Genomic DNA, 25,700 nt, shown 5'->3' with positions numbered 1-25,700 from the left:
TATAATGATGAGAAGAAAAGAGTTAGGAGTTTGTACATATGAGTAAACGTATAGTATTTACAGGCGGTGGATCGGCAGGTCACGTCACGGTTAACACAGCACTGATCCCACACTTTGAGAAAGAAGGATGGGAGATAACGTATATAGGATCGGAGGACGGAATCGAAAAGGAAATGATCACAGAACAATTTCCCCATATTCCGTATGAAAGCATTTCTAGCGGAAAGCTCCGACGCTATTTTTCTTGGAAAAACTTTTCAGATCCATTTCGTGTCATGAAAGGTGTAGTAGACGCATTGACCGTCATCCGAAAGACGAAGCCGGATATCATTTTCTCCAAGGGTGGATTTGTTTCCGTTCCCGTTGTTATGGCTGCTAAATTGGCAAAGGTTCCTGTTGCGATTCATGAGTCCGATGTGACACCCGGCCTCGCTAACAAATTGGCGGTCCCTTTTGCCACCAGAATTTTTACGACGTTCCCTGAAACCGTCCACTCCCTGCCCGCTGACAAATCTTTATGTGCAGGAGCCATCATTCGTGAGGAACTGTTCTCTGGAGATGAAAGTGAAGGGAAGAGACTGACAGGGTATTACGAAGAAAAGCCTGTCTTGATGATCATGGGGGGAAGCCTTGGTGCGAGAAAGGTCAACGAGGCGGTAAGGGGTAATCTTACTGAACTGTTATCCCGATTCCAGATTATACACATCTGCGGGAAAGGGAATATCGATGAAGCCTACACCCAGAAAGGCTATCGACAATATGAATTCATTAAAGGAGAGCTCCCTCACTATTTAGCCATGACTGATTATGTGATCTCTCGTGCAGGATCGAATTCAATCTTTGAATTCCTTGCATTGAAAAAGCCAATGTTACTGATCCCACTTTCACGAGAAGCGAGCCGTGGAGATCAGATCCTTAATGCCAACAGTTTTGTCAAAAATGGATATGCTTTAAAACTTGAAGAAGAAGAACTGAATGAAGAGACTTTCCTCAAGAAGGTCAAAGAATTGCAGGAAAACAAAGAAACCATGATCCACAACATGGATAAAGGCCAAAAAGCCTATACCATCCAAGACATGTATGAAGAACTTTCTTCCATGTCAAGATAATGAGTCATTGAATTCCCCTCGTGGCATATAGTATATAAATGGTGAAGGGGAGAAGGAAAATGGCTTATCAATTTTCAAAAGGATGGTATCTCCGGGAGCTTAAGAAGATGGGAATCAACTATCATCCACAAGATAAAAGAAAATTGGAAAACTATAAGACCTATGTAGTCAGGAATCTATATTTCCAAATGGTAGATAGAAATAAGTAATCATTTTTAGCTGCCGGTAGTCAGTGCTTTGAGGCTGACTACCGGCAGCTTATTTGTTACCAAACCCTTAACACAAAAAACGATCTCCTCTTTGGGAGATCGTTATGTTTAAGCTTCCATAGCCTGCTCTTCTTCCGGGAATTGTTGAAGTTGATATAGATAAAGTGTATAGAGGTCTTTCGGGATTTCATACAGATCGTACACTTCATCTTGAGCATTTAATTGTGCATAAAGAGATTTTCTTGATTCGTTCGCCTTTATTACATAAGGAAGTTTCTCGGCAGCTTTTTGGGAGCGGGTATTCACTTTACGGATTCGCATGAAGATCGTCTCCATACCAAGTTCAAAGAAAAGCTCTGAGAAAAATGCATCCTTCGCTGGCTGATTATAGCCTTTTCCATGATACGGTTTGCCGATCCAGGTTCCCAGAAACCCTGCGTTTTCCTGAATATCGAATAGATTGATCGTGCCGATCGGATTTCCCCATTCGTCCAAGATGGTACGGGAAATGAGCTCCCCACGTTCCTCTGCTTCAATCGTTTGTTTCGTTAAGAATAAGAGCTCATCATAAGAATGAGCTTTCTGACGCACAAAAGGAAAGACATCCGGGTGCACCATAAGGTCATATAACTCATGACACTCATGTAATTCACGTTTCTTGATCATAGTAGACCCTCCTAGAGGGCAGTCTACTTGCGTACGATCCCACCCTCGAAATTTTTAAAAGTTAACTAAAAAATTTCGGGGTGGGAATCGAACCCACTAAGACCAGTCAAGAAACTGGTGGCGCACCTTTTGCCTTCCCTTCATTGCATTCACTCTATATAAATGACCGCATTTAAGAACAATGTTATTGGAAATAGATTATCCATCTGTATCATATACGAAATATCTCAAAAAGGAAATAGGTAAAATGCTAAATTTTGATGAAAATTTTTAACAAATTTCTACACATTTTGATATGCGATTTCTCCGTTCACCATCGTTAGGACAGGCTTGGCCATAAAGTGGAATGGATGGTGGCTCCAAAGCACCAGATCCGCATCCTTGTTTACCTCGATACTTCCGATACGGTCAGATACACCAAGGTTTCTGGCAGGGAGGATCGTGATGCCTTCAAGAGCTTTATATTCATCCAATCCTTCGCGGACCGAGATGGCGGCACACATATTTAGATATTGTATAGGTGTATAGGGGTGATCTGTGGTGATAGAAACTTCGACACCGGCTTCCGTCAGTTTTTGATAAGTGATCCAGCTTTTGTTCTTCAGTTCGACCTTCGACCTTCTCGTAAAGGTTGGACCGACAGAAACCTTTAAGTGTCTTCCTTGCAATTCGTCTGAAATGAGATGTCCTTCTGTACAATGCTCGATTCTTAAATCCAAGTTGAATTCATCCGCAAACCTTACTGCAGACAGGATATCATCTGCACGGTGTGCGTGGATACGGACCGGGATTACACGTTTTAAGGCAGATACTAAAGGTGCGACCCTGAGTTCTTCCGGTTGATCGCAATATTTAGCTTGAAAAAAGGCTTCTCTGAGCATCCCCATTATACCCATCCTGGTTATGCTATCATTGTTTCCTGTACTATGAATACGCTTTGGATTCTCCCCGAGAGCAATTTTAAGTCCGGAGATCTCTTTAATTAACATCGATCGAATCGTAGTGCCATGAGTCTTGATAACAGCTGTCTGTCCACCTATGACATTTGCGCTTCCCGGCATGACGTTAACGGTGGTGACACCATATTTCAAGGCATCCTTAAAACCTGGGTCTAAAGGATATACGCCATCAAATGCCCTGATATGGGGTGTCATAGGTTCGATGGTTTCATTGGCATCATTCCCTGCCCAACCTGTTCCCTCATCATATAAACCTAAGTGGGTATGGGAATCGATGAAGCCGGGCAAAAGAAATTTCCCTTGGCAATCATAGACTGCAGCGTCTGGATAATAATCTTCACTTTGTGTGTTGATCTGTTTGATTTTGCCGTCTTTTATGAGTATGGAACCGTTATGAATGGGTTTTGATGTAATGGGATAAATGGTTGCATTCTTTAATAATATGGAATTCATGGTTCTTCCTTTCATGGACATTGTTCTTTCCTAATTTTAAACAAAATCCAGGGAAAAATGAAGCTAATCCTTCCTTTTGTTTCTCCAATTGGAAAAAATCAGATATACGAAGGTTGCAAACACCGCTATCAAACTCAAGGGCTTAATATAGCGGATGCCTATCACTTCGATATGTTTCCAATGTGTCCCCAGTTCCATACCGATGACCATGAATAATAATGTCCACGGAAGCATGGCAGCAAAGGTATAAAGGGTGAATACAGGAAGGGGCATCCGGCTGATGCCTGCCGGGATACTGATGGCATGACGGACGACAGGAATGAACCTTGCGGTGAATATGACGATGGTACCATGTTTTTTAAACCATTTCTCAGAAGAAGTCAAATGCTTCTGATGAATAAGAAGGTATTTCCCGTATTTTTCAAAAAACGGGCGGCCCCCATAATAACCAAGCCAGTACAGAAATAATTGTGCAAGAGTCCCTCCGATGACACCGCTTAGAAATGCGCCGATAAAGGAAATTTTCCCTGCACTCACCATATATCCAGCATAACTTAAGACAAGTTCACTGGGGATCACTTCCACCATGAGAGCCACGGCTATTCCGATATATCCAAGTTCTGTTAATAGGGTAAGGATGTGTAAAATCCATTCGTGATTCATCATTTTCCTCCTACATGACTCCAGAATATTGAAGTAAAAGAATCAAGAAGCCTAATGCCCAGACATAATAGGAAAACATCTTCAGGGAGTGCTTTTTAAGAAAATTGACCATTGAGACGATAGCGAAATAGCCGAACAACGCTGCACTGATTGTTCCAATGGCTAAACTCGTGAAGGATACCGCTTCAACATGTCCTCCAAACATTTCCTTTCCTTGGAGTATAATCCCACCCAGTATGGCAGGTGTAGAAAGAAGAAAGGAGAAATAAGCTGCCGTTTCCCTGTCCAGTTTCCTGAATAAACCTGCCGCGATGGTTAATCCGGATCTTGATAATGCAGGGAAAATCGCTGCAGCCTGGAAACTCCCTATCACAACCGCGTCTGTGTAAGAGAGATCATCGAGTTTTTTATAGCCATTCTTCACCCCGTCTGCCACAAACATGATACATCCGGTTGCAAGGAACTCCCATCCGATGGTGGAACCTGACTTCGAAATAGAATCAAAAAAGTCTTCGAACAATAAACCGACCACTACAGCCGGGATCGTCCCGATGATGAGTATCAAAGAAAGTCTGCTAAATGGGTGTCTCACTATGTAGAGAAGTTCCTTCTGGTACACAACCAGAACAGCGATCAATGTTCCGATATGAAGCATAGTATCCAGGAACAGCCCGGCTTCCTCCAGTCCAAAGGTGAGTCTCCCAAGATAGAGATGTCCTGTGCTTGAAATGGGAAGGAACTCGGTTAAACCTTGAATGATTCCCAAAATAAAGGCTTCAATTTTAGTCAAATCCACCACTACCTTTCTGAAAGTCCACATAGGACAAACTTCTCTTCTACACATATATTCCTTTCATTCGCATTTCATGAAGAATGTCCCCATATTGATGAATATCTTTTTGAGCGTTTCAATAGAAATAGGAGATTTAATGAAACTTTCATGCTTCATGTACGTAAATATAGAGGAGGAATAAAACATTTGCCGCTTGCCCGGAAGAGGGTGAAAGGTGAAAAGGAGGAAACCGCATATGCCTACAAAAGATGAAAAAATGATGGCTGCACTTATTTATATTTTAAGCTTCTTCACAGCATTCATTGGACCATTGATCATCTGGCTGATGAAAAAAGAAGAGTCGGAATTTGTTGACTTCCATGGAAAGGAGTATTTCAACTTTCTCATCTCTTACGCTGTCTATGGTTTGGTAAGTACCATTTTGATGGTGGTGTTGATTGGATTCGTTCTGGCGCCTATCGTCGGAGTCCTTGCTCTGATTTTTACGATCCTTGGAGCGATCAAAGCCTACGAAGGAGAACATTATAAAATTCCAACGGTCTTTCGATTACTTAAATAAGAAATGAGAACCCACGGTTAGCTGTGGGTTTTTTTATTAGGCTCTTTTCGTACACATTGTTGCCTTCCGGCAGCGATAATCAAGTTTCTGAGCAAGTGTGGGAAAAAATTCACAACAAAAGATTAGTAAACAACCTGAATTTAAGGGGAATGGAGATTGCATTCCTCTTTATTAACATGGTTCATTTACTCAGATGCTACAAACCTATCATACGGCATATATTCATTCACAAAGCCTTGCAGAGCTTATGTGAATAAGCAAAAAACTATGTGAAAAGAGCTTTTTATGAAATGAAACTTTTTGAGAAATGTATGAACGAATTTCATCTTTCTCCGTCTTATCAGTGAAAGTAAAAGGAGGAATGGAACATGAACGAAATACAAGAAGCTTTACAATCCATAAATTGGGGGATCGTAGCTCCTGTCATCCTCATCCAACTCATTCTCATGGTGACAGCGTTGGTTGATCTCATCCGCATTAAAGAAACAAATGGACCGAAATGGTTATGGGTCCTCATTATCCTGTTGATCAATATCATCGGTCCGGTGGTGTATTTCATCTTTGGAAGGAGACAAAATGGATGAACGTATTGGAGGTAGATTCTATAGAAAAGAAGTATAAGGATAAGCATGCCGTCAAGAACCTTTCGTTCGATCTGAAGAAAGGCCGCTGCGTAGCACTCATAGGGCCAAATGGCGCTGGGAAAACCACTACACTGAATATGCTTGCAGGGTTGGTCACACCGACTAACGGTTCGATCTCAACAGATGAATCTGCCGTGGATATCAGGGAAATAATCGGTTACCTTCCCCAATATCCATCCTTTTTTGAATGGATGTCGGGGGAAGAATACCTCCAGTTTTCCGGTGAAATCGCTGGAATGACCAGAAAAGACTCTCGACTGCGGAGTGAAGAGCTTTTAAGCCTGGTGGGTTTGGTAGAAGGGAAACATCGAAGAATCGGTCAATATTCCGGTGGAATGAAGCAGCGTTTAGGGATCGCGCAAGCTCTCATTCATCAACCTGCCCTTTTGATCCTGGATGAACCTGTGTCCGCATTGGATCCTTTCGGAAGAAGAGAAGTGCTGGAGCTGTTAAAGGAGTTGAAGCATAAGATGACCATCCTGTTCTCCACCCATATCTTAAATGATGCAGAACAGGTGTGTGAGGACGTGTTATTTCTGCACGAAGGAGTGCTGATCGAACAAGGTTCTCTTGATGAGGTGAAAGCAAGACGGCAGACACCAAGGTTGAATGTATATTTTAACGGGGAATGCGAACAGTATGTACCGCTTTTGGAAAAGTTCGAATGGATCGTCCGTCTTACAACTGAAGGAAATCGACTTTCCTTGGAAGTACGTGATCTGGAAAGGGATAGAGCAAGATTATTCTCTTTGATCTCGGAATATCGCTGGGGAGTGACTAAATTCGAAACCAGTGAACAGAGCCTTGAAGATCTGTTCATGGAGGTGATGAGAAAATGAAAACCGGCTGGGTATTATTCAGGAAAGAATGGCTTGAACTAACAAGAAATTATAAATTGATTTGGATGCCCATTGTATTCATATTATTGGGATTAACAGAACCTTTAACGGCCTATTATCTGCCTGATATTCTTCAATCAGTAGGGGACCTGCCTGAAGGAACGGTCATAGAGATTCCGACGCCTTCATCAGAAGAAGTGTTCGTGTCGACGATCAGCCAGTTTAACACGTTCGGCATCCTATTGATTGCATTTGGTTTTATGGGGGTGATCGCAGGGGAGAGGAAGAGCGGTAACGCTGTTATGGTTCTTGTCAAACCAGTCTCATACGTTGCTTACATTTATTCGAAGTGGTTTGCAGTAGTGGTCCTTGTCTGGATTTCCTATGGACTAGGCATGATTTCAAGTTGGTATTATATTCATCTATTATTTGACGGGATTTCGTTCACTGCATTCATGGAAGGTTTCTTGGTGTACGGTTTATGGCTGACTTTTATTTTAACAGTGGTTGTTTTCTTTAGCAGTTTAGTGAAAACACCGGGGATTGCAGCGTTTTTCACAATCTCTCTATCTATTTTCCTGACCGTTGTTTCAGGATATTTAAGGGAGAGGTTCAAGTGGTCCCCCGGTCAGCTTTCCAACTATGTAAATGAGATTATCCTACACAACACATGGCCCGATCACTTGACAGGCTCCATCGTCCTCACAATCCTCCTTAGCCTGTCGATCCTCTTCATTACACCATATCTCTTTCGGAGAAAAGAATTGAGCTGACTATAAAGGTCAGCTTTTCTTTCATGGGGGACGGACCTCGAATTCCTGAAAAGGATTGGAATGCTTTATGTCGAATAAAGGTAATAGAAGGAGTGGAACTTCGAGGAAGTAAGAAAGAAACCATAAAGATAAAGTGAATGACTGATTCAATAAGCTCAAAACGTTCTGAAAGGAATCCAGGTGTATGACCACAGGCTCATCCCATTATAGAATGGGTTATGATAAAGATGATAAAAAAGGGGCAGTGGATCTACCCAAGTAAATTCTTCTAGCTGAAGGGGAGGTATATAAATGATGATTCAAAACACTGGCCTCGTTCTAGAAGGTGGAGGAATGAGAGGAATCTACACAGCCGGGGCTTTGGAATATTTTTTGGAAAACGGGATTGAATTTCCGTATGTAATCGGTGTGTCTGCCGGAGCATGTAATGCAGCATCGTTTTTATCAAAGCAGAATGGCCGCAATAAAAAGGTGAATGTCGATTTCATCCGTGACCCTCATTATCTTTCCTGGAGAAATTACTGGAAAACGGGTGAATTATTTGGAATGGATTATGTGTTCGATGAAATTCCCAATAAGCTTGTCCCCTTCGATTATGAGGCCTTTCACTCAAATTCCACAGAATTTGTTGTAGGGGTAACAGATTGTCATACGGGGGAGGCGAGGTATTACTCACGTAAAGACTATGGTAAAGAGCTTCTCACCATTATCAGGGCGTCAAGTTCCCTACCATTTGTCGCACCAGTCGTTGAATATGAATCCAATCACCTTCTCGATGGTGGGATCAGCGACCCTGTCCCAATTGAACGAGCAGAACGGGATGGATTTAAGAGAAATGTAGTGATCCTGACGAGAAACAGAGGCTATTATAAAAAGCCCTCTCGATTTTCATTTCTTGTAAAAAGAAAGTATTCCCAGTATCCTGAATTACATAAAACGATGATGAACCGGTACTTACGTTACAATCAAACAATCAAGGATTTAGAAGCGAAAGAAATGAAAGGGGAGGTCCTGATCATTCAACCTCAACACCCCCTTAAAGTGAGCCGGATTGAAAAGAATCCAAAAAAGCTGGACGAGTTATACTGGCGAGGCTATCAGGATGCAGAAGCCAAAGTGAAGAAGATGGTGGAATGGAATAACAATTCTCCAGTCCACTCTTAAAATAAAGCCACCGGATAGGAAATATCCGGTGGCTTTATTTCTTTCTCCAGTTCTACTTTAGTAATTTTCACATACATATGATAGAGATTCCTTGAAAGGACGAGCATCCTATGAACCTTTATCAAATCTACAAAAATGAACAATATACGCTGCTTTATCGAAGTACCATGTATTTTCTAATAGGAACTGGAATGCTTGTTGTGACTCAACAATTATATTATTTTCCCTTGTTAATCTTTATACCTGCCTGTTCAAACCTTTACCTTTCTTATTGCCTGAAGAAGGAAATAAAGAAAGCAACACGGTTGTTCTATGAAACGATACCAGTGTCAGAGCATGCATTAGTCGGTGTGCAGACGACAGAAGGATCTTACTACTTAAAAACGAATGGATGGTCGGAATACTTCATTCAGAGAACTTCTTTGATTAACAAACCAAAGCACTACCTTTTCCACCGAAAACATAAACAGCCTCTGGTATTTTATAAATGGAGCAGAACGTTAAAAATCGATCATGGGCAAAAGGGAAAGATTTTTCGATTGAAATATCAAAGTTCTACAGCTATTGAATGGCAGAGTGACGAGGGTGATACGATCATCATGTATAAAGCCAATAAGAGATGGATCTTGAATTATAATAAAAAAAATTTTTTATCACTGCATAAGGGATATCTTCCTCAAACGGTTCAGCAATTGTTCGATTATCACCACAGCTATGTTTCGTTTTATGAGACATATAGTGAGGAAATGGACTGGCTTCTGATCTTTCTTTGGTTTGTGGACAGCGATTATTTTTTGACGGCATAGACATCCTTTTCCCGTTCATGGACAAGCTATTAAAGAATGAATATGGAGGTGAGAAGATGAATGCTGCATACAAACCTTGCATAGCTGCATTACAAAAGTGTGTGGAGGCATGTAACATATGTTATCATGCATCACTTAAGGGAGAAAGGGAAATGATGCCTTGCATAGAGCTTGACCGTGAATGTGCAGATATATGCACATATACCATAAATCTCATGCAGCGGAGCAGTAAATTTGTTCATTCATTTTTGGCCATCTGTGCAGAAATATGTGATGAGTGTGGCACAGAATGCAGGTCCCATGGCCAGGAACATTGTCAGGACTGTGCCAAGGCCTGTTTTGATTGTGCAGAAGAGTGCAGGAAGCTGCTGGCATGAAGAAAAGGGATGCTTCTGTATATGGGGGCATTCTTTTTTATCGTTGTATTAAAATTAGAACAAAATAATTTATTTAGCACTCCTCACATGATTTTATTGTATAAACTATGATAGAATAATGATAATCGAATAGGTTTCCTTCGGGGCAGGGTGAAATTCCCTACCGGCGGTGATGAGCGAATGCTCTCAGTCCGTGACCCGGCTAATGAAAATTAGACGGTGGATTTGGTGAAACTCCAAAGCCGACAGTGATAGTCTGGATGGGAGAAGGAACGGTAGTGTTTACATGATTCAGATAGGGAAAGTCCATTATTTTGCTGTGGATTTTATTTCCAAATCGAGTTCTGTAAATGCTCTATTTAGTCATGCCAAATTGCCCCCGAGTAAAAATACTTGGGGTTTTTTATTTTAGAATAATAGTGTTGTGAGAAGGGAGGTAATATGTTGAACCATTCACCTTATATGAAGCTCGCCCTCTCGCTGGCAAAGGCAACCAATGGCCAAACCTCACCCAACCCTGCTGTTGGAGCGGTTGTGGTGAAGGACGGAGAAGTCGTTGGTATGGGTGCACACCTCAAGGCAGGTGAAGGACACGCAGAAGTTCATGCCATCAGAGCTGCAGGAGAGAAGGCGAAGGAAAGTGACGTATATGTCACCTTGGAACCGTGTTCCCACTACGGGAAAACACCTCCCTGCACGAAGCTTCTGATCTCGAGTGGAGTGAAACGGGTCCATATAGCCTGCACGGATCCTAATCCCTTGGTAGCAGGAAGGGGAATTCAGCAACTGAGAGACGCAGGCATTGAAGTGATGATTGGGGAGCTTGAGCTTGAAGCCCTCGAATTAAACAAGCATTTTTTTCACTTCATACAACACGGCACACCTTTTGTTACCCTCAAGACGGCTGTTACCCTGGACGGGAAAACCGCCTCTGACACAGGGGATAGCAAATGGATCACTTCAGAAACTTCAAGAACGGACGTCCACCATGATCGTCACCGGCATGACGCGATATTGGTTGGAGTCAATACCATCATGAAAGATAACCCACACCTTACCACCCGTCTGCCCCAAGGTGGAAAAAACCCCATTCGAGTTATATTGGATACATTTTTACGTACACCCCTGCACTCTCATGTAGTGGAAGATCAGGAGAGTAAGACAATCATATTTACGGGTAATACCGTCAATGAAGATCAAAGGCGGCCTTTTGTAGAAAAGGGATGTGAAATCATCAGCACTTCAAATGAAAGGGTTGACATTCACACGGTTTTAAAAGAACTCGGTGAAAGAAATATTCTCTCCCTTTATGTAGAAGGCGGGTCAACGATTCATTCCTCTTTCTTAATGGAAGGTGCGTTTCAGGAGTTGATTATGTACATGTCTCCCAAGATTGTCGGAGGAAAGTCCGCTTACACCAGTTTTGGAGGAGAAGGATACCCGACCATTGCAGATGGAATGAAGATGGAGATCAAGAGCATTGATCGTGTAGGGCAGGACATTAAAATCGTTGCATTCCCACAAAAATCAGTTTGAAAGGGGGGAAAAGGATGTTTACTGGAATAATTGAAGAGATAGGCTCTATTGAGCGCATGAAAAAATCTTCCTCTTCTATGGAACTAACGATAGCAGCAAGCAGTATTTTGGAAGATGTTCATATCGGAGACAGCATCAGTGTGAATGGTGTCTGTCTCACGGTCACTTCATTCAATTCAAGGCAATTCCAAGTGGACGTCATGCCCGAAACCTTTGAAGGTACGACGCTTAAAACCCTTTCGTATGGATCCAAAGTAAACCTCGAGAGAGCTATGGCCGCAAACGGTCGTTTCGGAGGTCATTTCGTTAACGGTCATGTAGATGGGATAGGTAAGATCCTGAGGATAGAAAAGGTTGAAAATGCCTGGTACATGGACATTGCCATACCCGAGGAACAGATTCATTTATTTATCATGAAAGGCTCTGTCGCCATAGACGGCACTTCACTGACCGTGTTTGATGTGAAACATCATTCCATTACGATTTCGTTAATTCCCCAGACCCGTGGAGATACGGTTCTTGGCAGTAAGAAAGTGGGGGACTCCGTCAACATTGAATGTGACGTAATGGCGAAATATTTTCACCGGTTCTACGAAGCAAAGGAGCAGTCAAAAAGTAATTCAAACAGCCTCAGTTATGAATTTTTATCACAAAATGGGTTTGCTGACTAATAGGGAGGGATGACCCCATGTTCAATAAGATTGAAGAAGCCCTGGAAGATCTCCAGGCAGGAAAAGTCGTTATCGTGGTTGATGATGAAAACCGTGAGAATGAAGGAGACTTTGTTGCCCTTTCTGATAAAGCCACCCCTGAAGTCATCAATTTCATGGCAAAAGAGGGGAGAGGGTTAATCTGTGCCCCAATAACGGAGGAGCTCGCACAGAAATTAAAGCTTTCACCCATGACCATGTCCAATACAGATCCTCATGGGACGGCCTTTACGATTTCAGTAGATCATAAATCTGCCACTACGGGCATCAGTGCATTCGAACGATCGGCCACGATAAAGGAATTACTCAACCCTTCATCACTACCTGAAGACTTCAAGAGACCCGGTCATGTATTTCCCCTTGTTGCCAAAAAAGGCGGAGTATTGAAACGGGCAGGGCACACAGAAGCAGCCATTGATTTAGCTGTTCTGTCAGGTGCACAGCCATCTGGGGTCATCTGTGAAATCATGAATGAAGACGGTACGATGGCGAGAGTGCCTGAATTAATGCTTTTAGCAGAAAAATGGGACTTGAAGATCATCTCAATCGAGGACCTGATACGATACAGAAGGAAAAAGGAAAAGCTCGTGACAAGGGAAGTTGAAATTGAACTTCCAACCGAATTCGGAAACTTCAAAGCGGTTGCCTATACAGAAACACTCACAGGAAAAGAACATATCGCTCTTGTAAAAGGGGAATGGTCCGAGGATGAAGATGTGCTCGTACGGGTTCATTCAGAATGCCTGACGGGGGATGTATTCGGTTCGAACCGTTGTGATTGCGGACCGCAACTTGCCACGGCACTGACTCAAATTGAAGAAGAAGGAAAAGGAGTCCTCCTCTATATGAGGCAGGAAGGCCGGGGTATCGGATTAATTAATAAGCTTAAAGCATATAAGCTGCAGGAACAGGGCTATGATACGGTGGAAGCAAATCATAAACTGGGATTTGGGGCTGATTTAAGGGAATATGGAATCGGTGCTCAAATATTAAGGAATTTAAGGATCAAAAGGATCCAGTTACTCACCAATAATCCCAGGAAGATTGCCGGAATCAACGGATATGGTTTGGAAATTGCCGATCGTGTGCCGATTCAATTGCCAACCAAATTTGAAAATGAAAAGTATTTAAAAACAAAGCACGTTAAATTGGGTCACTTGCTGAAATTTTAATTCAACATTAGTAGGAGGAATATACAATGAAAACAGTTTATGAAGGTAATTTGGTAGGTTCTGGATTGAAAGTTGCGATTGTCGTTTCACGTTTTAATGAGTTTATTACATCAAAGCTATTGGGTGGAGCAGAGGATGCGTTAAAACGCCATGGGGTTGAAGAAGGGAATGTAACTGTGACTTGGGTTCCGGGTGCATTCGAAATCCCAATGATTGCAAAAAAGCTGGCACGTTCAGGGAAATATGATGCAGTGGTGACATTGGGAACCGTCATACGCGGAGCAACCGCTCATTTTGAATACGTAAGCGGCGAGGTAGCAAAAGGGGTTGCCAATCTCAGCCTGCAGGAAGATGTCCCTGTCATATTCGGTGTGCTGACAACCGACACCATTGAACAGGCGATCGAACGAGCCGGAACAAAAGCAGGAAACAAAGGATGGGAAGCAGCCGTTTCAGCCATCGAAATGGCCAACCTCATCCGTGAAATTGATCAATAGGACCACGGTAGCCAATTCTCCTTATGGGGATGGTTTCTTCGTACAGAGAACATGTTTCCTTCCATCAAATTGATATTGGCAAACATTCGCCTTTTTGCTAGAATAGTATCTTGTGGCTCCCCTTCAATTGGAGGAGCGGGTAGGGAGAGGGCAGTTTTATAGGAAGATTATATGAAAGCACGTGGAGGTATTTTTCAGTTAAAGAATCATGGTACTTCGATGAAGCAGGAGATGGTGGCCGGAGCAATCGGATATTTTACGATTGTCTATATTATCGCTGTAAATGCTTTGATCCTTTCTGAAGCTGGAATTCCATTTGAAGGAGCGGTCATGGCGACCATACTTGCTTCCTTCGTTGGGTGTTTGGTCATGGCCTTTTGGGCGAATGCACCAATTCTTCTGGTTCCAGGTATGGGGATCAATGCGATGTTTACATTCACTCTGGTAAAATCTTCAGGATTGACTTGGCAAGAGGCTCTGGCTGTGGTGGTGATCTCAGGAATACTCTTTATGATCATTGCATTTACAAAGCTATCTAAAGTATTATCCGAAGCCATTCCCAAAACATTAAAGGAAGCCATCACGGTGGGGTTAGGGATGTTTTTAATGTTCATCGGTCTTGAGAAAGGCGGTCTCATCCAGAGAGGAGAGAGTGCCATTATCATGATAGGTGACTTTGGGGAATTAAAGGTGTTGGCAACGGTGCTGACATTTCTGGTGACGATTTTTCTTTTCATCCGTAATGTAAAGGGTCAATTTTTATGGAGCATTGCTTTTGGGACCATACTGGGATTCATCTTTGGCATTGAACCATCCGTTCAATCCGGTTCCTTCCATTTGAGTGAATACAGTCAGGTATTCGGTCAAATATCCTTTGGAGCCATTTTGGACATTCCATTCTGGATCGCAGTCTTTTCAGTAACCATGGTCCTGGTATTTGAGAATATAGGACTCATACATGGACATACGGATATGGTCGACCAGCCTCATAAATACTCTAAAGCGTTTCAAGCGAATGCTTTTTCTGCCTTTACATCTGGATTCTTCGGAACAAGTCCGACCGTGTCCACGGTGGAAAGTGCTGCAGCTATGACAGCAGGTGGACGCACGGGATTAACATCACTGACTACTGGAGTATTGTTTTTGGGCTCAGTGCTGTTTATCCCATATCTTAAGTGGATTCCGGACCATGCCATCGCCCCGATCCTCATCATCATCGGCGGCTTGATGATTCAGAATATACGACATATGGACTTACGTGATGTAACAGAGGCGTTTCCTGCCATCTTCATCATAGCGATGATTCCGTTCACGTACAGTATCGCAGACGGAATTGCCATCGGCTTTATTTTGTATCCAATTTTGAAATTGGCTACGGGTAAAGCGAGAGAAGTATCTATACCCCTATATATTATTGCGGCTTTGTTCCTTATGAACTTCTTTGTTCATTCAATACATTAAAGCAGTAAAGAGCTCAAGTGAAGATGTTCATCAGATCGACTGATGACATCTCTGCTTGAGTTTTTTTGTCTTATAAGGAAGTCCATAATACGTGGACTTTCTACATGTTTGTTGATATTATTATACTAATTATTGAAACTTTTGAACTATTTTCCGTCAGGAACAGCAGGGGTGAGTGGGATGAAAGTATTTGTAGCAAGACAGCCGATTTTCAACAGAAATGGTGAAACAGTTGCCTATGAATTACTTTACAGAAACAATGAGATAAATATATTTCCTAATATCGATGGTGATGAGGCAACGGCGGATGTCATTATTAATAGTTACTTAAACATAGGCCTTGAAAGTTTGTCTGCAGGCAAGCCCTGCTTTATTAATTTCACTGAAAATCTTCTGGAACTGAGGGTTCCTACCTATTTCAACCCAAGAGAAATAGTTGTGGAAATACTTGAAAAGGTCATTCCAAGTCCTGAGATTCTCTCCGTCTGTGTCGAATTGAAGGAATTGGGGTATAAGATCGCTTTGGATGATTTTGTCATGAATGAATCGGATCCGAACTACTTTAAACTGATGAAGCTAGCTGACTATGTGAAGGTTGATTTCCTTCATACAACCGAGACCGAGCGGGGAAATCTCCAAACTCTGTCCGGTTTATTGGGATACCAACTATTGGCAGAGAAGGTGGAGACCCCTGAACAGTATGAGGAAGCATTAAGGAATGGATACCATTTCTTTCAAGGTTACTTCTTTAGTAAACCTAAAATCATTGCTACCAGTGATGTTCCGACATATTTTCATTCTTATTATTCGATCATTCAAAGCCTGGAAATGACGGAACCAAGCATTGAAGTGATAAGTCAATTGATCGAACAGGATCTCTCTTTATCCTATAAGCTCCTAAAGTTAATCAATTCACCTTCATACCGACCTAAACATAAAATTCATTCCATTCGTCAGGCGATTGTTCTCCTGGGACTTCTTGAAATCAAGAGATGGATATACGTCCTCGCTGTCAGGGAACGGATAGGGAAAAAGAAGAAATTGGAGAATGAAGTGATTACGTTATGTTTGACGAGAGCTAAGATGTGTGAGTTATTGGCAATGAAGTACAAACGTCCATCAATGAAGTCGAGCTTTTTCCTTACAGGTATGTTTTCATTAATGGAAACGATATTGTCTATGCCTATCGAAGTGATCCTCAATGATCTGCCATTGAATGATGATATATGCCAGGCCTTAACGGGATCGTCCAATGACTTAAAAGACATCCTTGATCTGGTTGTGGCATTTGAACAGGCTGATTGGACACTGATTGAGAGGAAATTGGAAGAGCTGAACCTCTCCAAAAGTGATGTGGTAGAGAGCTATCAAGCTTCTTGCGAGTGGACAGAAGGTCTCTTACATCATGAAGTAGAAGAGATGAGTTAATTACCAGACCGGTTTATATTCACCTGGAGTCAGGTATCTCCTTTGGGGCTTAATATATCGTTTCAACTCAACGATAAGTAATCGCTGCACATGTTTGGTTGTTATTTGCCTGGCTACATCAGCAGGGGAAGGGTAAATACCGATTTGATTGAATCGTACGCGGAAGAGACCTTCATACAAGAGGTCTTTTTTTTCGTTCAGGATACGGGCGAGTACAGTAACATCCCTCGATTGATATTCGTCACCCGATTCTTCCACCTTATGAACTTGAAAACGGAAGTGTATGTCTTCTTTCATGAATCATCACCTCTTCCATTGTCTCTGAACGGAAGGGATAATACAACTTTAAAGTTGTATGAAAGACGAACATGTGCGATAAATAATCAAAATATTGTGTGGGAGGATTGCGAAAAGAGCTTGTTTGTGGCAAGCTAAGAATATTAAGAATAGTTTACTAGTAAATTAGCGTGGAGGGATTCACGATGAACTTGAATCTGATTAAATGTCATGGCTCCGGAAATGACTTTATTCTTATTGATGAAATGACCAATGGATACGAATTTACTGAAGAAGCAAGACAAAATCTGGCCCTTTCATTATGTGACCGACATTCGGGTATTGGAGCAGATGGAATACTATTCGTGCTGTCCAGTGAACATTGTGACGCACAAATGAGGGTATTCAATGCTGACGGATCAGAAGCATCCATGTGCGGGAACGGCCTTCGTTGTGTAGGACGCTATGTGTGCGAGCTTTTGGATAAAACATCGATTGTGATACAGACGATGAAAGCGGATCTGCGTGTCTCTGCCCAAAAACCTATTTATGAAAATATCCCGACATATAATGTGGAGATTTCTCCTGTCTATTTTGAATTGGATAAACTGCCGATGAATCTGGATCGTGTGTCGTTGGTGGATGAAACTATCCCGGAAATTTCAGATCGATTGACGTTTACTGCCCTCGCAGTTCCCAATCCACATCTTATCAGCGTTGTCAGTACGGAAAAGATTCTTTCAAACGAACAGAAAATGATTGCTGAAACTGTCAATGGACCCAATAATCTGTTTCCAGATGGAGTAAACGTGAGTTTTGTTCATCCATTAGATAAAGGGGCGATATACGTTCGGACCTTTGAAAGAGGGGTAGGGTTTACAAATGCCTGTGGAACGGCTATGTCTGCTTCGAGTCTGGTTACATGCTTACTCAATCAGAACGAGTTTGGTAAAGAGATTGATGTATATAATAATGGTGGGAAAGTAAGAGTCATCGTGAACCAATTAAGCGATGGAAAATACAATATGGAATTGATCGGGAATGCAACGTATCTTTATCAAGCCCAAATCGAACTATCCATCTCCCATCCTGAAAACTATCGTGAGGTTTCCAGGCAGGACTTTACTGAAGAAGGTGCATATGAACTTCTTCAAAACCATGCCAAGACGATTGTAGATAATAAAGTATTTATGAGTGCGTGACATATTTGAAAGTGAGAGGGTCTCCCAAAGTTACTCTTTTGGGAGGCCCTCTTTTTCATGGTCTGAGTTCTTTAGAAAGTGAATCACTTGTTCAAAAGGCTGAAGCTCTTTCACTGTATTGTAACCCGTAAATGGACAACCCATTTCCCTGAACCTTCGCATCACTACTTCGATGGTGAACTGTTCTGGATGAAGGTCGTCATTCACTTCGTACCACCAAAGAGGTGTGGCAACTAAAGCCTCCTCATTTCCTCTTAAAGAATAAGGAGCAATGATGGTCTTGCCTTCTCCGTGCTGAATATAGTCCACGTACAGCTTTCCTCCCCGATTCTTCTTTAATCGTTCGATTGTAAAGTCATCAGGGTTATTGGTAACAAGGTAACGAGCTATAAATTCAGTGAACAAGCCCGTTTCCTTCCATGTATAGCCGATTGGAAGAGGGATATATACCTGAAGCCCTTTGTTCCCTGAGGTTTTGACAAAACTGTGCAGGCCCAACCGGTCGAATAGTCCTTTCATCATGCCGGCAGCTTTAACAGCAAGACCAAATTGATCTCTGCTTGGTGGATCAAGGTCGAAGACTACTTCATTGACGTATTCCTCTTCCGCTTTTTGCGAGGGAATGTGAAATTCTAACGCCAATTGATTTCCAAGCCAAATGAGGGTTTTAAGATTGTTGCATAGGGTATAATGAATTCCTTCCAATTGAAACGTCTCAACAAATGAAGGAGCATAATCAGGTGTGTTTTTTTGGTAAAAGAACTCACCAAATATCCCGTGGGGAAAACGAATACACGTTAAGGGGCGATCCTTTAAAAATGGCAGGAAAACCACTGACATTTTGCGAAGATAACGAATATAGTCAAGCTTGGTCATCGACACTTTTTTAAACAATTTTTTGTTTGAATGAGTGATTTCTACATCATTGGGAAGGGACCCTTCATCCATCATGAATTGCTCAAAAGTGCAGGCTTCAGGGGAAGTGGAAAACAGAAATTGGTGAAAATGAGGTTCACGGAGTTGATCATCATACCAATTTAGATACACTATTTCCACAGTGATCGCTGGATCAATGAAATACATGGAGTTTTCTTTGCTTGTAAAATTCATTTTGATTGATGCTTTCAACGTTTTTTTTTCTTCTGGGGAAAGCCCAAAGTGAAATGAACCAATAGGACGTATGGCATCTTTTTCATATACCCCAATATGAAAGTAATCATTATTTTCATCAAGAGAAGTGATAAAACACTTGCATTTTTTCCAATTTTTTCTTTTTATCCAATTCGTACTTCGTTTTCCTTTTTCCCACTTACTCATCTTGCGCTTCGCGACAACACCTTCACCCTCTTCATTCTCTACTAATTTCCATAGTTCCCCCTTATCTTCGTAACACGGAACCATCTGCAGGGAAAATGGAAGATCAGGGGATGGTTCCAGAGGCATTTGAAGAAGGGTGAATAATTCTTTTAGCTTTTCTTTTCTCATATAGTAAGGCTCGTCCACCAACGTATGATCCATGTATTGGAGTAAATCAAAGGCGAGGAACGTAACTGGTCTTCGTGCTGCTGCATCATTGATTTTCTCTTCTTTACGCATTCTTCCCCTTACTTGCAATTCAAAAAATTCACTGCTGTTGGCTGAACGTAATAAAGTAACCTCACCATCAAGTACGATAGGGACAGGGAGGTTCGTTCCTTTCAGTAAAGATTTGATCTGTTCGTCAATTTCCGGAAAGTGTGGAAGCAATTCCTTGCCGTTGCGACTTTGAAGGCTTATACGCTCATGAGAAAGAATGGAAAGAATCCCTCGAAATCCATCATATTTCACTTCATAAAGCCAATCCCCATTGTCAGGAAGTACTTCGTGTAGAGTAGGAAGCATAGGTTTCATGACTGTACCCCTTTTTTCTACTAGTGTGACCACATATGAATGGATTTATTTCCAGATGTTTTAGGGGATGAAGAGTGTTTGACAACTAAATGCTAAAGATAAGTGATTAGTTTATGTGAGGGAGGGTATTTATATATGCATACGATTTGGAAAGGCTCTATTAGTTTCGGCTTGGTGAACATCCCCATCAAACTTCATTCGGCCACTGAAGATCGGGATATTAAGCTCCGATCACTTCATAAAGAATGCCATACACCGATTAAATATGAGAAAGTGTGTCCTGCATGTGAAAAAGAAATAGACCATCATGACATCGTGAAAGGATATGAAGTGACCAAAGGTAAATTTGTCGTACTTCAAGAAGAGGAATTAAAGGAACTGAAGGAAGAGAACGGTGACAAAGCAGTAGAGATTGTAGACTTCATAAAAATGGAAGAAATCGATCCGATTTTCTTTGAACGGACTTATTATGTTTCACCAAATGATGGTGGGAAGAAAGCCTATTCCTTGTTAAGAAAGGCTCTTCAGGAATCTGGGAAGGTAGGGATTGCCAAAATCACCATGAGGTCGAAGGAACAGTTATCGATTGTCAGAGTGTATGAAAATACCCTCGTAATGGAGACCATTCACTATCCAGATGAAGTCAGAGGCACAGGGGATGTTCCAAACGTCCCTGAAGAAGATGAGATAACAGATAAAGAACTCGAAACAGCTACGATGTTAATTGAACAACTGACTACGGATTTTCAACCACAGAAATATAAAGACCTGTATCGTGAACGCTTAAGTCAATTAATCGAATCTAAGCAGACCGGGGAAAAGATCGTCACAGCCAAAGAAAAAGAGCCTAAAGAGAATGTGACAGACTTAATGGCCGCACTTCAAGCTTCGATTGATTCGTCAAAGCCCAATAAGGCCAAGACCACGAAAAAGAAAGCGACTTCAAAGAAAAAAGCCCAATAGATCGAAAGTCGTGTGTAAAGAGAGGGACTCGTTTTGGAGGAGAAACAAATTAAGCAAGGAGTATTTATTGGATTCGCTCTCGCTTGCCTGTTCGCATTTACATGGGGATTTGTAAGCATTGTCGATGAATTGCAGGAAAATGAAATTGAACAATTTGATAATGGTGTATTTGAGATTGTGAGGGGGAGTATTTCCCCTAGTCTAACGACTTTTATGACATCGATCACCTTTTTGGGAGGGGTGATGGGGATTTCCATTTTCACCATCATCGTCGTTGCCATTCTATTAATTTTAAAGAAATACCCCCTTGCTTTCTTTGTAGTCATAACCATTACTACTGGAGCTGGATTTAATTGGCTCTTGAAATGGATCTTTAAAAGGGAGCGCCCGGATATCGAGGCCCTTATCGAACAAGGGGGCTATAGTTTCCCAAGCGGTCATTCCATGAGCTCTTTTATTTTCTATGGGACCCTGGCGTTCATATTGTTCCGTGCGTTGGACTATAAACGTTATAAGTGGGGAAGTGTCCTAGTGGTCGGTGTGATGGTCTTTCTCATTGGGATAAGCAGAGTGTATTTAGGGGTGCACTATCCAAGTGACATATTGGGCGGTTTCACTGCCGGAGGAGCATGGTTGACGCTTTGCATTGTCATCTATGCATATTTTTATAAAAGAAGAAACTAGGACATAGTGGAGTAATAGCAAAAAAAACACCCCCAAAAGTTAGTTTTTCACTCTAACTTTCGGGGGTCGGTACTAAATGAACGAGCGTTTTCTCTCCTTTATTCAATACGTTAAAATAATTTAAATATGTAAGGTCCGATAGAAGCTGCATAAAGAAGGATGTAAATGCCGATGAAATAAAATACGCCTCCAAATGTGCCCCAGTCAGGATCTCTCCCCATTTTCCAGAGGAAGGAAGAAATGACGCTGATAACGATTAATAGTACATATTCACTTCCAGAAAATATTAGGTAACCAGGAGCAGAGGAGTAATAGTAATCTCCCATGGCTATCGTAATGAAGGTGATAGGCATGACTAAAAATACAATGATGCAGGCGAATTCAACCCAATTGATTCCTTCCTTTTCAAATATGTTCGGTTTAAACATATAGAGGAGGATGAGTATGAAAAGGGATGGCAGAACCCAATAAAACGAAACCAAAATGGTTATTAAACTGCTGAACAGCATTAGAATGGCATTGTTAACAGCTTCTTTTACACTACGCTCTGACCATTCAGTACTCTTCGAGATAGCGGATGCTTCCTGTAAAGCCCCGAATCATTCATATCTGTCACCATCATAATCCAACCAGGCGATTCTTTTATCCGTGAGTTGAAGGGGAAGATATGAAAAATACTTTGTGGTGCTGACAGGTACAGCCTTTAATTGAGTGGAATCTGCAAAAGATGCCTTATATAGACTTATGGCGTTATCATCTCCGACACGGTGCCCTTCAGCTGTGAAGAGTATGGATTCTTCGCCTTCAAGTGTAACGAATTGTGCAGACCTTGGGCTTTGAAGTTTGCTCCCGGCGATTTCATTTATAAACTCCATTTTTACAAGCTTCAAAATGGATGTTCCTAACTCATCAACAGGTGCCTCGAGTTTGAAAATCTTATAAAACAACGTCCCCTGTGCAAGCAGCTCTTCGTTATTGAGGAGTGTTAATGTATTGTTCAGTATGGTATAAGATAATTCATTCATATGATGATTGGTTTCGGTTTTCACAATGGCAAATGGATTCTTGACTACCTGCATGGACTCATGAATTCTATTGGGGGATGTAAACAAAAGGAAGTTAGATCCGAGTGCTTATCGCAGTAATATGATAACCATAATATTAGAAGGAAATGTTCTATTAGAAAATATAAAAGTTATAAATTATTTGAAGTATGTTACAAATAACTTTCAGAATTTGTATTTGGGAAATGTGGAATTTCTAGATTATCTTGAACTAGTTTATAGTTTATTGGAAGAATTTGGGTTTTATGAAAAAAGAATTCAAAGATTAAAACTTGATATCATGGAGAAATGGAAATTAAAACTTGTCGAAACCTTATTAAAAGGTAGTGATGTCTTAATAATTTTAAAACCTTAGATTACTATGAAGAAGAATTTCTGAATTTCTGTTATACCTCCTTACGTAAAATATTGGAAAAGTACAAGCTATGTGTCATTACTTCTACTACTAAAGAGAAAATTTCAATCGAGATGGATCATCTTATAAATATATAAGGAGTGTTGCTGAAATGTATAGAAAGATTAAAGGGTTTTACCAGTATAATCAGGAAGATTGCGGAGCAGCCTCTTTGGCAACTATTCTACATTTTTATAATAGAAAAACTTCTATCAGTATTCTTAGAAATGAGATGTCTTATGATAAAAATGGTGCAAATGTCTTATCTATTATTGAAGTAGCGAAAAAATATGGAGTAGGTGCCGAAGCCTATGAGGGGGATTATGAGGAACTAGAAGAACAAGTTCAACAAAAACAATTTAAATACCCAATGATTGTGCACGTCGATAGAAAAGATCTAGGCGGTCATTACTTAGTGGTGAAAAAAATACATAAGGGTAAAATTAAAGTGTTCGATCCTAAAGATGGAAATTTAACGTTATCTACTGAAGAATTTGTCGCACAGTGGACAGGGATTGTAATTTGTTTTGAGCAAGATAGTACTCTGAATAGTCAAGGTTTAGGAGATAAAAAACCTTTTGAAAATTATCATAGATACTTAAAGATATTATATAAAGCAAAAAGCCTATTTATTACTGCAATTTTATTATCAATACTTATTTCTTTAATTTCATTTATAGGTGCGTGGATCTATAAAATTGTCATTGATAACTACATCTTAAAACAACCAACTAACGATAATTTTCAAGCTAGTGATATAAATTTCACAGCACTTATAATTAGTTTACTCATATTTTATGTCTTTCAAACAGGGTTGCTTCTTATTAAGAATATTCTTAACGCCAGGGCCGCAAGATCTCTTAGTGATAAACTGTCAGAATCTTTTCTGAAACATATAATCAAGATTCCACAGAAAACCTTATCCAACTTTGAAACGGGAGAAATATTATCTAGATTTCAGAGTATAAGTCAAATCCAACAATCATATGATTCGGCCTTTTTTCACTCGATCCTTAATGGACTCAAGTGTGATTTTGTACTATTCCATGGCGTCATGTCACCCTATTCACTTCTGAATAAAAGCGACAACAACTTTATACGACATCACCCATTTTCTGGTTTCAAGAAGATTTTAAGTTTATTACCATATTCCGAAGTCTCCAATTTCGTAAAAATATGAACATATCCTGTTGCCCTTAAAGTAACGGGATTTTTTTCCTCCTTATAAGTACATCTATTATCCGGGAGATTTATCAATAATAATATCTCTATAATCTAAAGTAACGAGCTCAAAGTCACACTTTTCCTTACTTTAAAAGAGATAATTGTCTTATCAACTTACTTTTCTCATCATTGCTTCAATAGGTCCCCTCTTAAAACTTTTTCTCCACCAAGTTGAAATGACTGTAGAAAATAGAAAGAATATCAACGCAGTGGTTACAGCGAGTGGTAAGGTGTTCTCTGCCAGTCCTCCAAACATAAAGAAAACAGCCAGGACGAGAAAATGTGCAATATAGAGGGTAAGGGCAAGCTGGCCCGTGTACACAAATGCTTGAATGACGGCTGTTTCTCTCCATTTTTCAGAAATCATAACACATAGAAGGATTACGATGATCGCAGTACTTGTGCTGGAGATCATATATAGCAGGGTCGGAGGCATCGGTTTCGTATCGAATAAATAATACGCAATCTCAAGTCCCACTGCCGGTTCAGACAGTTTGATAAGAGTATAGGAAGCAGCTTCTGTTAAGAGAAACGCTATGAGTGATATAGACATCATTTTTTTCCGATGTGTAGAGTTTTGAACATTGACCCTTCCCAACCACATTCCAAACAACAGAAAGGCAACCCAGGGGAAAATGGGGTGGTACCCGTTAAAGAACAGGTTACTGATGAATCCTTTCCAAGTCCAAAACGTCTCGTAGTATTTAAACGTCGTATCCCAACCATATTCATAGTTTAAAAGAAGTTGAGAAATCTGTGAGGTCAGAACGATCCCAACTGCGGCGATAATTAATTGTCTGGAGGACGCCACAATGAAGAAGTAAGCAATGAACATATAAAAGGCATAATAATGAAGGATGTCAGCGCTCCAGTGCATGAGAAACAGAATCATCCCGAGAACGAATAAAAACAATGAACGTCTCCATATCATCTTCCGATATTTCTTAGAGGGAGTACCACTCATCCGTGCTTTCTTAGTCATCAAAGATATACCGATTCCTGCAAGTATCACGAAAATGGCCGATGCACGGCCTTCAAGTAAACCAGTCATGGTCTTTAACCATTCCGGCCCATTTTCTTCTGCATTCATTGATATCTTATAATTGACGATCACCATTCCTAATATGGCTAAGGCACGAGCCATATCGAAGCCAATGATTCGTTTTGCTGATTCCTCCATTTCCA

28 protein-coding genes and 1 riboswitch are annotated in these 25,700 nt (G+C 41.0%); of the genes, 19 read left to right on the top strand and 9 right to left on the bottom strand.

The genetic code is table 11. From position 1 onward, the window contains the following. The first annotated feature begins 38 nt into the window (after positions 1 to 38). Together murG and LS684_RS23850 are read left to right on the top strand one after the other, a co-directional pair. Positions 39 to 1,109, top strand: a complete 1,071-nt coding sequence (murG, locus tag LS684_RS23855) for an undecaprenyldiphospho-muramoylpentapeptide beta-N-acetylglucosaminyltransferase (RefSeq protein WP_233812099.1) — start codon at positions 39 to 41, stop codon at positions 1,107 to 1,109. Between the two features lie 38 nt (positions 1,110 to 1,147). Beyond that, positions 1,148 to 1,318, top strand: a complete 171-nt coding sequence (locus tag LS684_RS23850) for a YflJ family protein (protein WP_349293157.1) — start codon at positions 1,148 to 1,150, stop codon at positions 1,316 to 1,318. Between the two features lie 108 nt (positions 1,319 to 1,426). On the opposite strand, the gene LS684_RS23845 is transcribed toward LS684_RS23850, so the two are convergent. The 4 genes from LS684_RS23845 to LS684_RS23830 form a co-directional block, all read right to left on the bottom strand. Continuing rightward, positions 1,427 to 1,984: a GNAT family N-acetyltransferase gene (locus LS684_RS23845; RefSeq protein WP_169215181.1), complete on the bottom strand. Its 558-nt coding sequence runs from the start codon at positions 1,982 to 1,984 to the stop codon at positions 1,427 to 1,429. Between the two features lie 281 nt (positions 1,985 to 2,265). Next, complete coding sequence (locus LS684_RS23840) at positions 2,266 to 3,396, bottom strand: amidohydrolase (protein WP_233812098.1); 1,131 nt, start codon at positions 3,394 to 3,396, stop codon at positions 2,266 to 2,268. A gap of 63 nt (positions 3,397 to 3,459) precedes the next feature. After that, complete coding sequence (gene uptA / locus LS684_RS23835) at positions 3,460 to 4,059, bottom strand: undecaprenyl phosphate transporter UptA (protein ID WP_169215179.1); 600 nt, start codon at positions 4,057 to 4,059, stop codon at positions 3,460 to 3,462. 10 nt (positions 4,060 to 4,069) lie between these two features. After that, positions 4,070 to 4,849, bottom strand: coding sequence for an undecaprenyl-diphosphate phosphatase (locus LS684_RS23830; RefSeq protein WP_233812097.1), 780 nt, complete (start codon positions 4,847 to 4,849; stop codon positions 4,070 to 4,072). A 238-nt stretch (positions 4,850 to 5,087) separates the two neighbouring features. Between LS684_RS23830 and LS684_RS23825 the strand changes: the two genes are divergently transcribed. From LS684_RS23825 to LS684_RS23765, 13 genes are all read left to right on the top strand, one after another. After that, a complete protein-coding gene (locus LS684_RS23825) occupies positions 5,088 to 5,411 on the top strand; it encodes a DUF4870 domain-containing protein (protein WP_169215178.1) in 324 nt (107 codons plus the stop codon). Between the two features lie 368 nt (positions 5,412 to 5,779). Further along, entirely contained in the window at positions 5,780 to 5,995 is a 216-nt protein-coding gene (locus LS684_RS23820; RefSeq protein ID WP_169215177.1) for a PLD nuclease N-terminal domain-containing protein, read from the top strand. After that, positions 5,992 to 6,894: an ABC transporter ATP-binding protein gene (locus LS684_RS23815; protein ID WP_233812096.1), complete on the top strand. Its 903-nt coding sequence runs from the start codon at positions 5,992 to 5,994 to the stop codon at positions 6,892 to 6,894. Before LS684_RS23820 ends, LS684_RS23815 begins: the two co-directional genes overlap by 4 nt. After that, positions 6,891 to 7,667: an ABC transporter permease gene (locus LS684_RS23810; RefSeq protein WP_233812095.1), complete on the top strand. Its 777-nt coding sequence runs from the start codon at positions 6,891 to 6,893 to the stop codon at positions 7,665 to 7,667. The genes LS684_RS23815 and LS684_RS23810 overlap by 4 nt, the downstream gene beginning before the upstream one ends. Before the next feature lie 294 nt (positions 7,668 to 7,961). Beyond that, positions 7,962 to 8,831: a patatin-like phospholipase family protein gene (locus LS684_RS23805; protein WP_233812154.1), complete on the top strand. Its 870-nt coding sequence runs from the start codon at positions 7,962 to 7,964 to the stop codon at positions 8,829 to 8,831. 110 nt (positions 8,832 to 8,941) lie between these two features. Continuing rightward, positions 8,942 to 9,637 (top strand): hypothetical protein, encoded by a 696-nt coding sequence (locus LS684_RS23800; protein ID WP_233812094.1) that lies wholly within the window; start codon positions 8,942 to 8,944, stop codon positions 9,635 to 9,637. A 17-nt stretch (positions 9,638 to 9,654) separates the two neighbouring features. Further along, the gene (locus LS684_RS23795; protein WP_349293156.1) at positions 9,655 to 10,014 is read left to right on the top strand and encodes a four-helix bundle copper-binding protein; all 360 of its coding nucleotides are present in this window, start codon (positions 9,655 to 9,657) and stop codon (positions 10,012 to 10,014) included. A gap of 132 nt (positions 10,015 to 10,146) precedes the next feature. Then, positions 10,147 to 10,290, top strand: a riboswitch (FMN riboswitch). 168 nt (positions 10,291 to 10,458) lie between these two features. Beyond that, on the top strand, positions 10,459 to 11,550 hold the full coding sequence (ribD, locus tag LS684_RS23790) for a bifunctional diaminohydroxyphosphoribosylaminopyrimidine deaminase/5-amino-6-(5-phosphoribosylamino)uracil reductase RibD (protein ID WP_432418855.1): 1,092 nt from the start codon (positions 10,459 to 10,461) through the stop codon (positions 11,548 to 11,550). Positions 11,551 to 11,564: 14 nt separating this feature from the next. Beyond that, on the top strand, positions 11,565 to 12,221 hold the full coding sequence (ribE, locus tag LS684_RS23785; protein WP_233812092.1) for a riboflavin synthase: 657 nt from the start codon (positions 11,565 to 11,567) through the stop codon (positions 12,219 to 12,221). Positions 12,222 to 12,238: 17 nt separating this feature from the next. Then, positions 12,239 to 13,432, top strand: a complete 1,194-nt coding sequence (locus tag LS684_RS23780) for a bifunctional 3,4-dihydroxy-2-butanone-4-phosphate synthase/GTP cyclohydrolase II (protein ID WP_233812091.1) — start codon at positions 12,239 to 12,241, stop codon at positions 13,430 to 13,432. 26 nt (positions 13,433 to 13,458) lie between these two features. Then, positions 13,459 to 13,929 carry a 6,7-dimethyl-8-ribityllumazine synthase gene (gene ribH, locus LS684_RS23775; RefSeq protein WP_169215171.1) on the top strand — a complete coding sequence of 157 codons (471 nt, stop codon included), beginning with the start codon at positions 13,459 to 13,461 and terminating at the stop codon, positions 13,927 to 13,929. 171 nt (positions 13,930 to 14,100) lie between these two features. Continuing rightward, the gene (locus tag LS684_RS23770; protein WP_233812090.1) at positions 14,101 to 15,390 is read left to right on the top strand and encodes an NCS2 family permease; all 1,290 of its coding nucleotides are present in this window, start codon (positions 14,101 to 14,103) and stop codon (positions 15,388 to 15,390) included. A 180-nt stretch (positions 15,391 to 15,570) separates the two neighbouring features. Then, on the top strand, positions 15,571 to 16,818 hold the full coding sequence (locus LS684_RS23765) for an EAL and HDOD domain-containing protein (protein WP_233812089.1): 1,248 nt from the start codon (positions 15,571 to 15,573) through the stop codon (positions 16,816 to 16,818). On the opposite strand, the gene LS684_RS23760 is transcribed toward LS684_RS23765, so the two are convergent. Next, the gene (locus LS684_RS23760) at positions 16,819 to 17,115 is read right to left on the bottom strand and encodes a hypothetical protein (protein WP_169215168.1); all 297 of its coding nucleotides are present in this window, start codon (positions 17,113 to 17,115) and stop codon (positions 16,819 to 16,821) included. A 185-nt stretch (positions 17,116 to 17,300) separates the two neighbouring features. On the opposite strand from LS684_RS23760, the gene dapF reads away from it, so the two are divergent. After that, a complete protein-coding gene (gene dapF, locus LS684_RS23755; RefSeq protein WP_233812088.1) occupies positions 17,301 to 18,296 on the top strand; it encodes a diaminopimelate epimerase in 996 nt (331 codons plus the stop codon). A 30-nt stretch (positions 18,297 to 18,326) separates the two neighbouring features. On the opposite strand, the gene LS684_RS23750 is transcribed toward dapF, so the two are convergent. Next, a complete protein-coding gene (locus LS684_RS23750) occupies positions 18,327 to 20,186 on the bottom strand; it encodes a DNA ligase D (RefSeq protein WP_233812087.1) in 1,860 nt (619 codons plus the stop codon). 135 nt (positions 20,187 to 20,321) lie between these two features. Here LS684_RS23750 and ku point away from each other — a divergent pair, with 135 nt between their 5' ends. Continuing rightward, on the top strand, positions 20,322 to 21,149 hold the full coding sequence (ku, locus tag LS684_RS23745) for a non-homologous end joining protein Ku (RefSeq protein ID WP_169215165.1): 828 nt from the start codon (positions 20,322 to 20,324) through the stop codon (positions 21,147 to 21,149). A gap of 33 nt (positions 21,150 to 21,182) precedes the next feature. Beyond that, positions 21,183 to 21,833, top strand: coding sequence for a phosphatase PAP2 family protein (locus LS684_RS23740; protein ID WP_233812086.1), 651 nt, complete (start codon positions 21,183 to 21,185; stop codon positions 21,831 to 21,833). Positions 21,834 to 21,943: 110 nt separating this feature from the next. Here the strand turns inward: LS684_RS23740 and LS684_RS23735 are convergent, their stop codons facing one another. Next, a complete protein-coding gene (locus LS684_RS23735; RefSeq protein WP_233812085.1) occupies positions 21,944 to 22,315 on the bottom strand; it encodes a hypothetical protein in 372 nt (123 codons plus the stop codon). A 117-nt stretch (positions 22,316 to 22,432) separates the two neighbouring features. Then, positions 22,433 to 22,912, bottom strand: coding sequence for a hypothetical protein (locus LS684_RS23730; RefSeq protein ID WP_233812084.1), 480 nt, complete (start codon positions 22,910 to 22,912; stop codon positions 22,433 to 22,435). Between the two features lie 491 nt (positions 22,913 to 23,403). Between LS684_RS23730 and LS684_RS23725 the strand changes: the two genes are divergently transcribed. Beyond that, positions 23,404 to 24,471 carry a cysteine peptidase family C39 domain-containing protein gene (locus LS684_RS23725; RefSeq protein WP_233812083.1) on the top strand — a complete coding sequence of 356 codons (1,068 nt, stop codon included), beginning with the start codon at positions 23,404 to 23,406 and terminating at the stop codon, positions 24,469 to 24,471. A gap of 153 nt (positions 24,472 to 24,624) precedes the next feature. Here LS684_RS23725 and LS684_RS23720 read toward each other — a convergent pair whose 3' ends face one another. After that, positions 24,625 to 25,695, bottom strand: a complete 1,071-nt coding sequence (locus LS684_RS23720; protein ID WP_233812082.1) for a DUF418 domain-containing protein — start codon at positions 25,693 to 25,695, stop codon at positions 24,625 to 24,627. Positions 25,696 to 25,700 lie beyond the last annotated feature (5 nt).

The sequence above is a fragment of the Cytobacillus spongiae genome (assembly GCF_021390075.1).
Note: the sequence above shows the minus strand (reverse complement) of the source record. Positions and strands in the feature narration are given on the sequence as shown.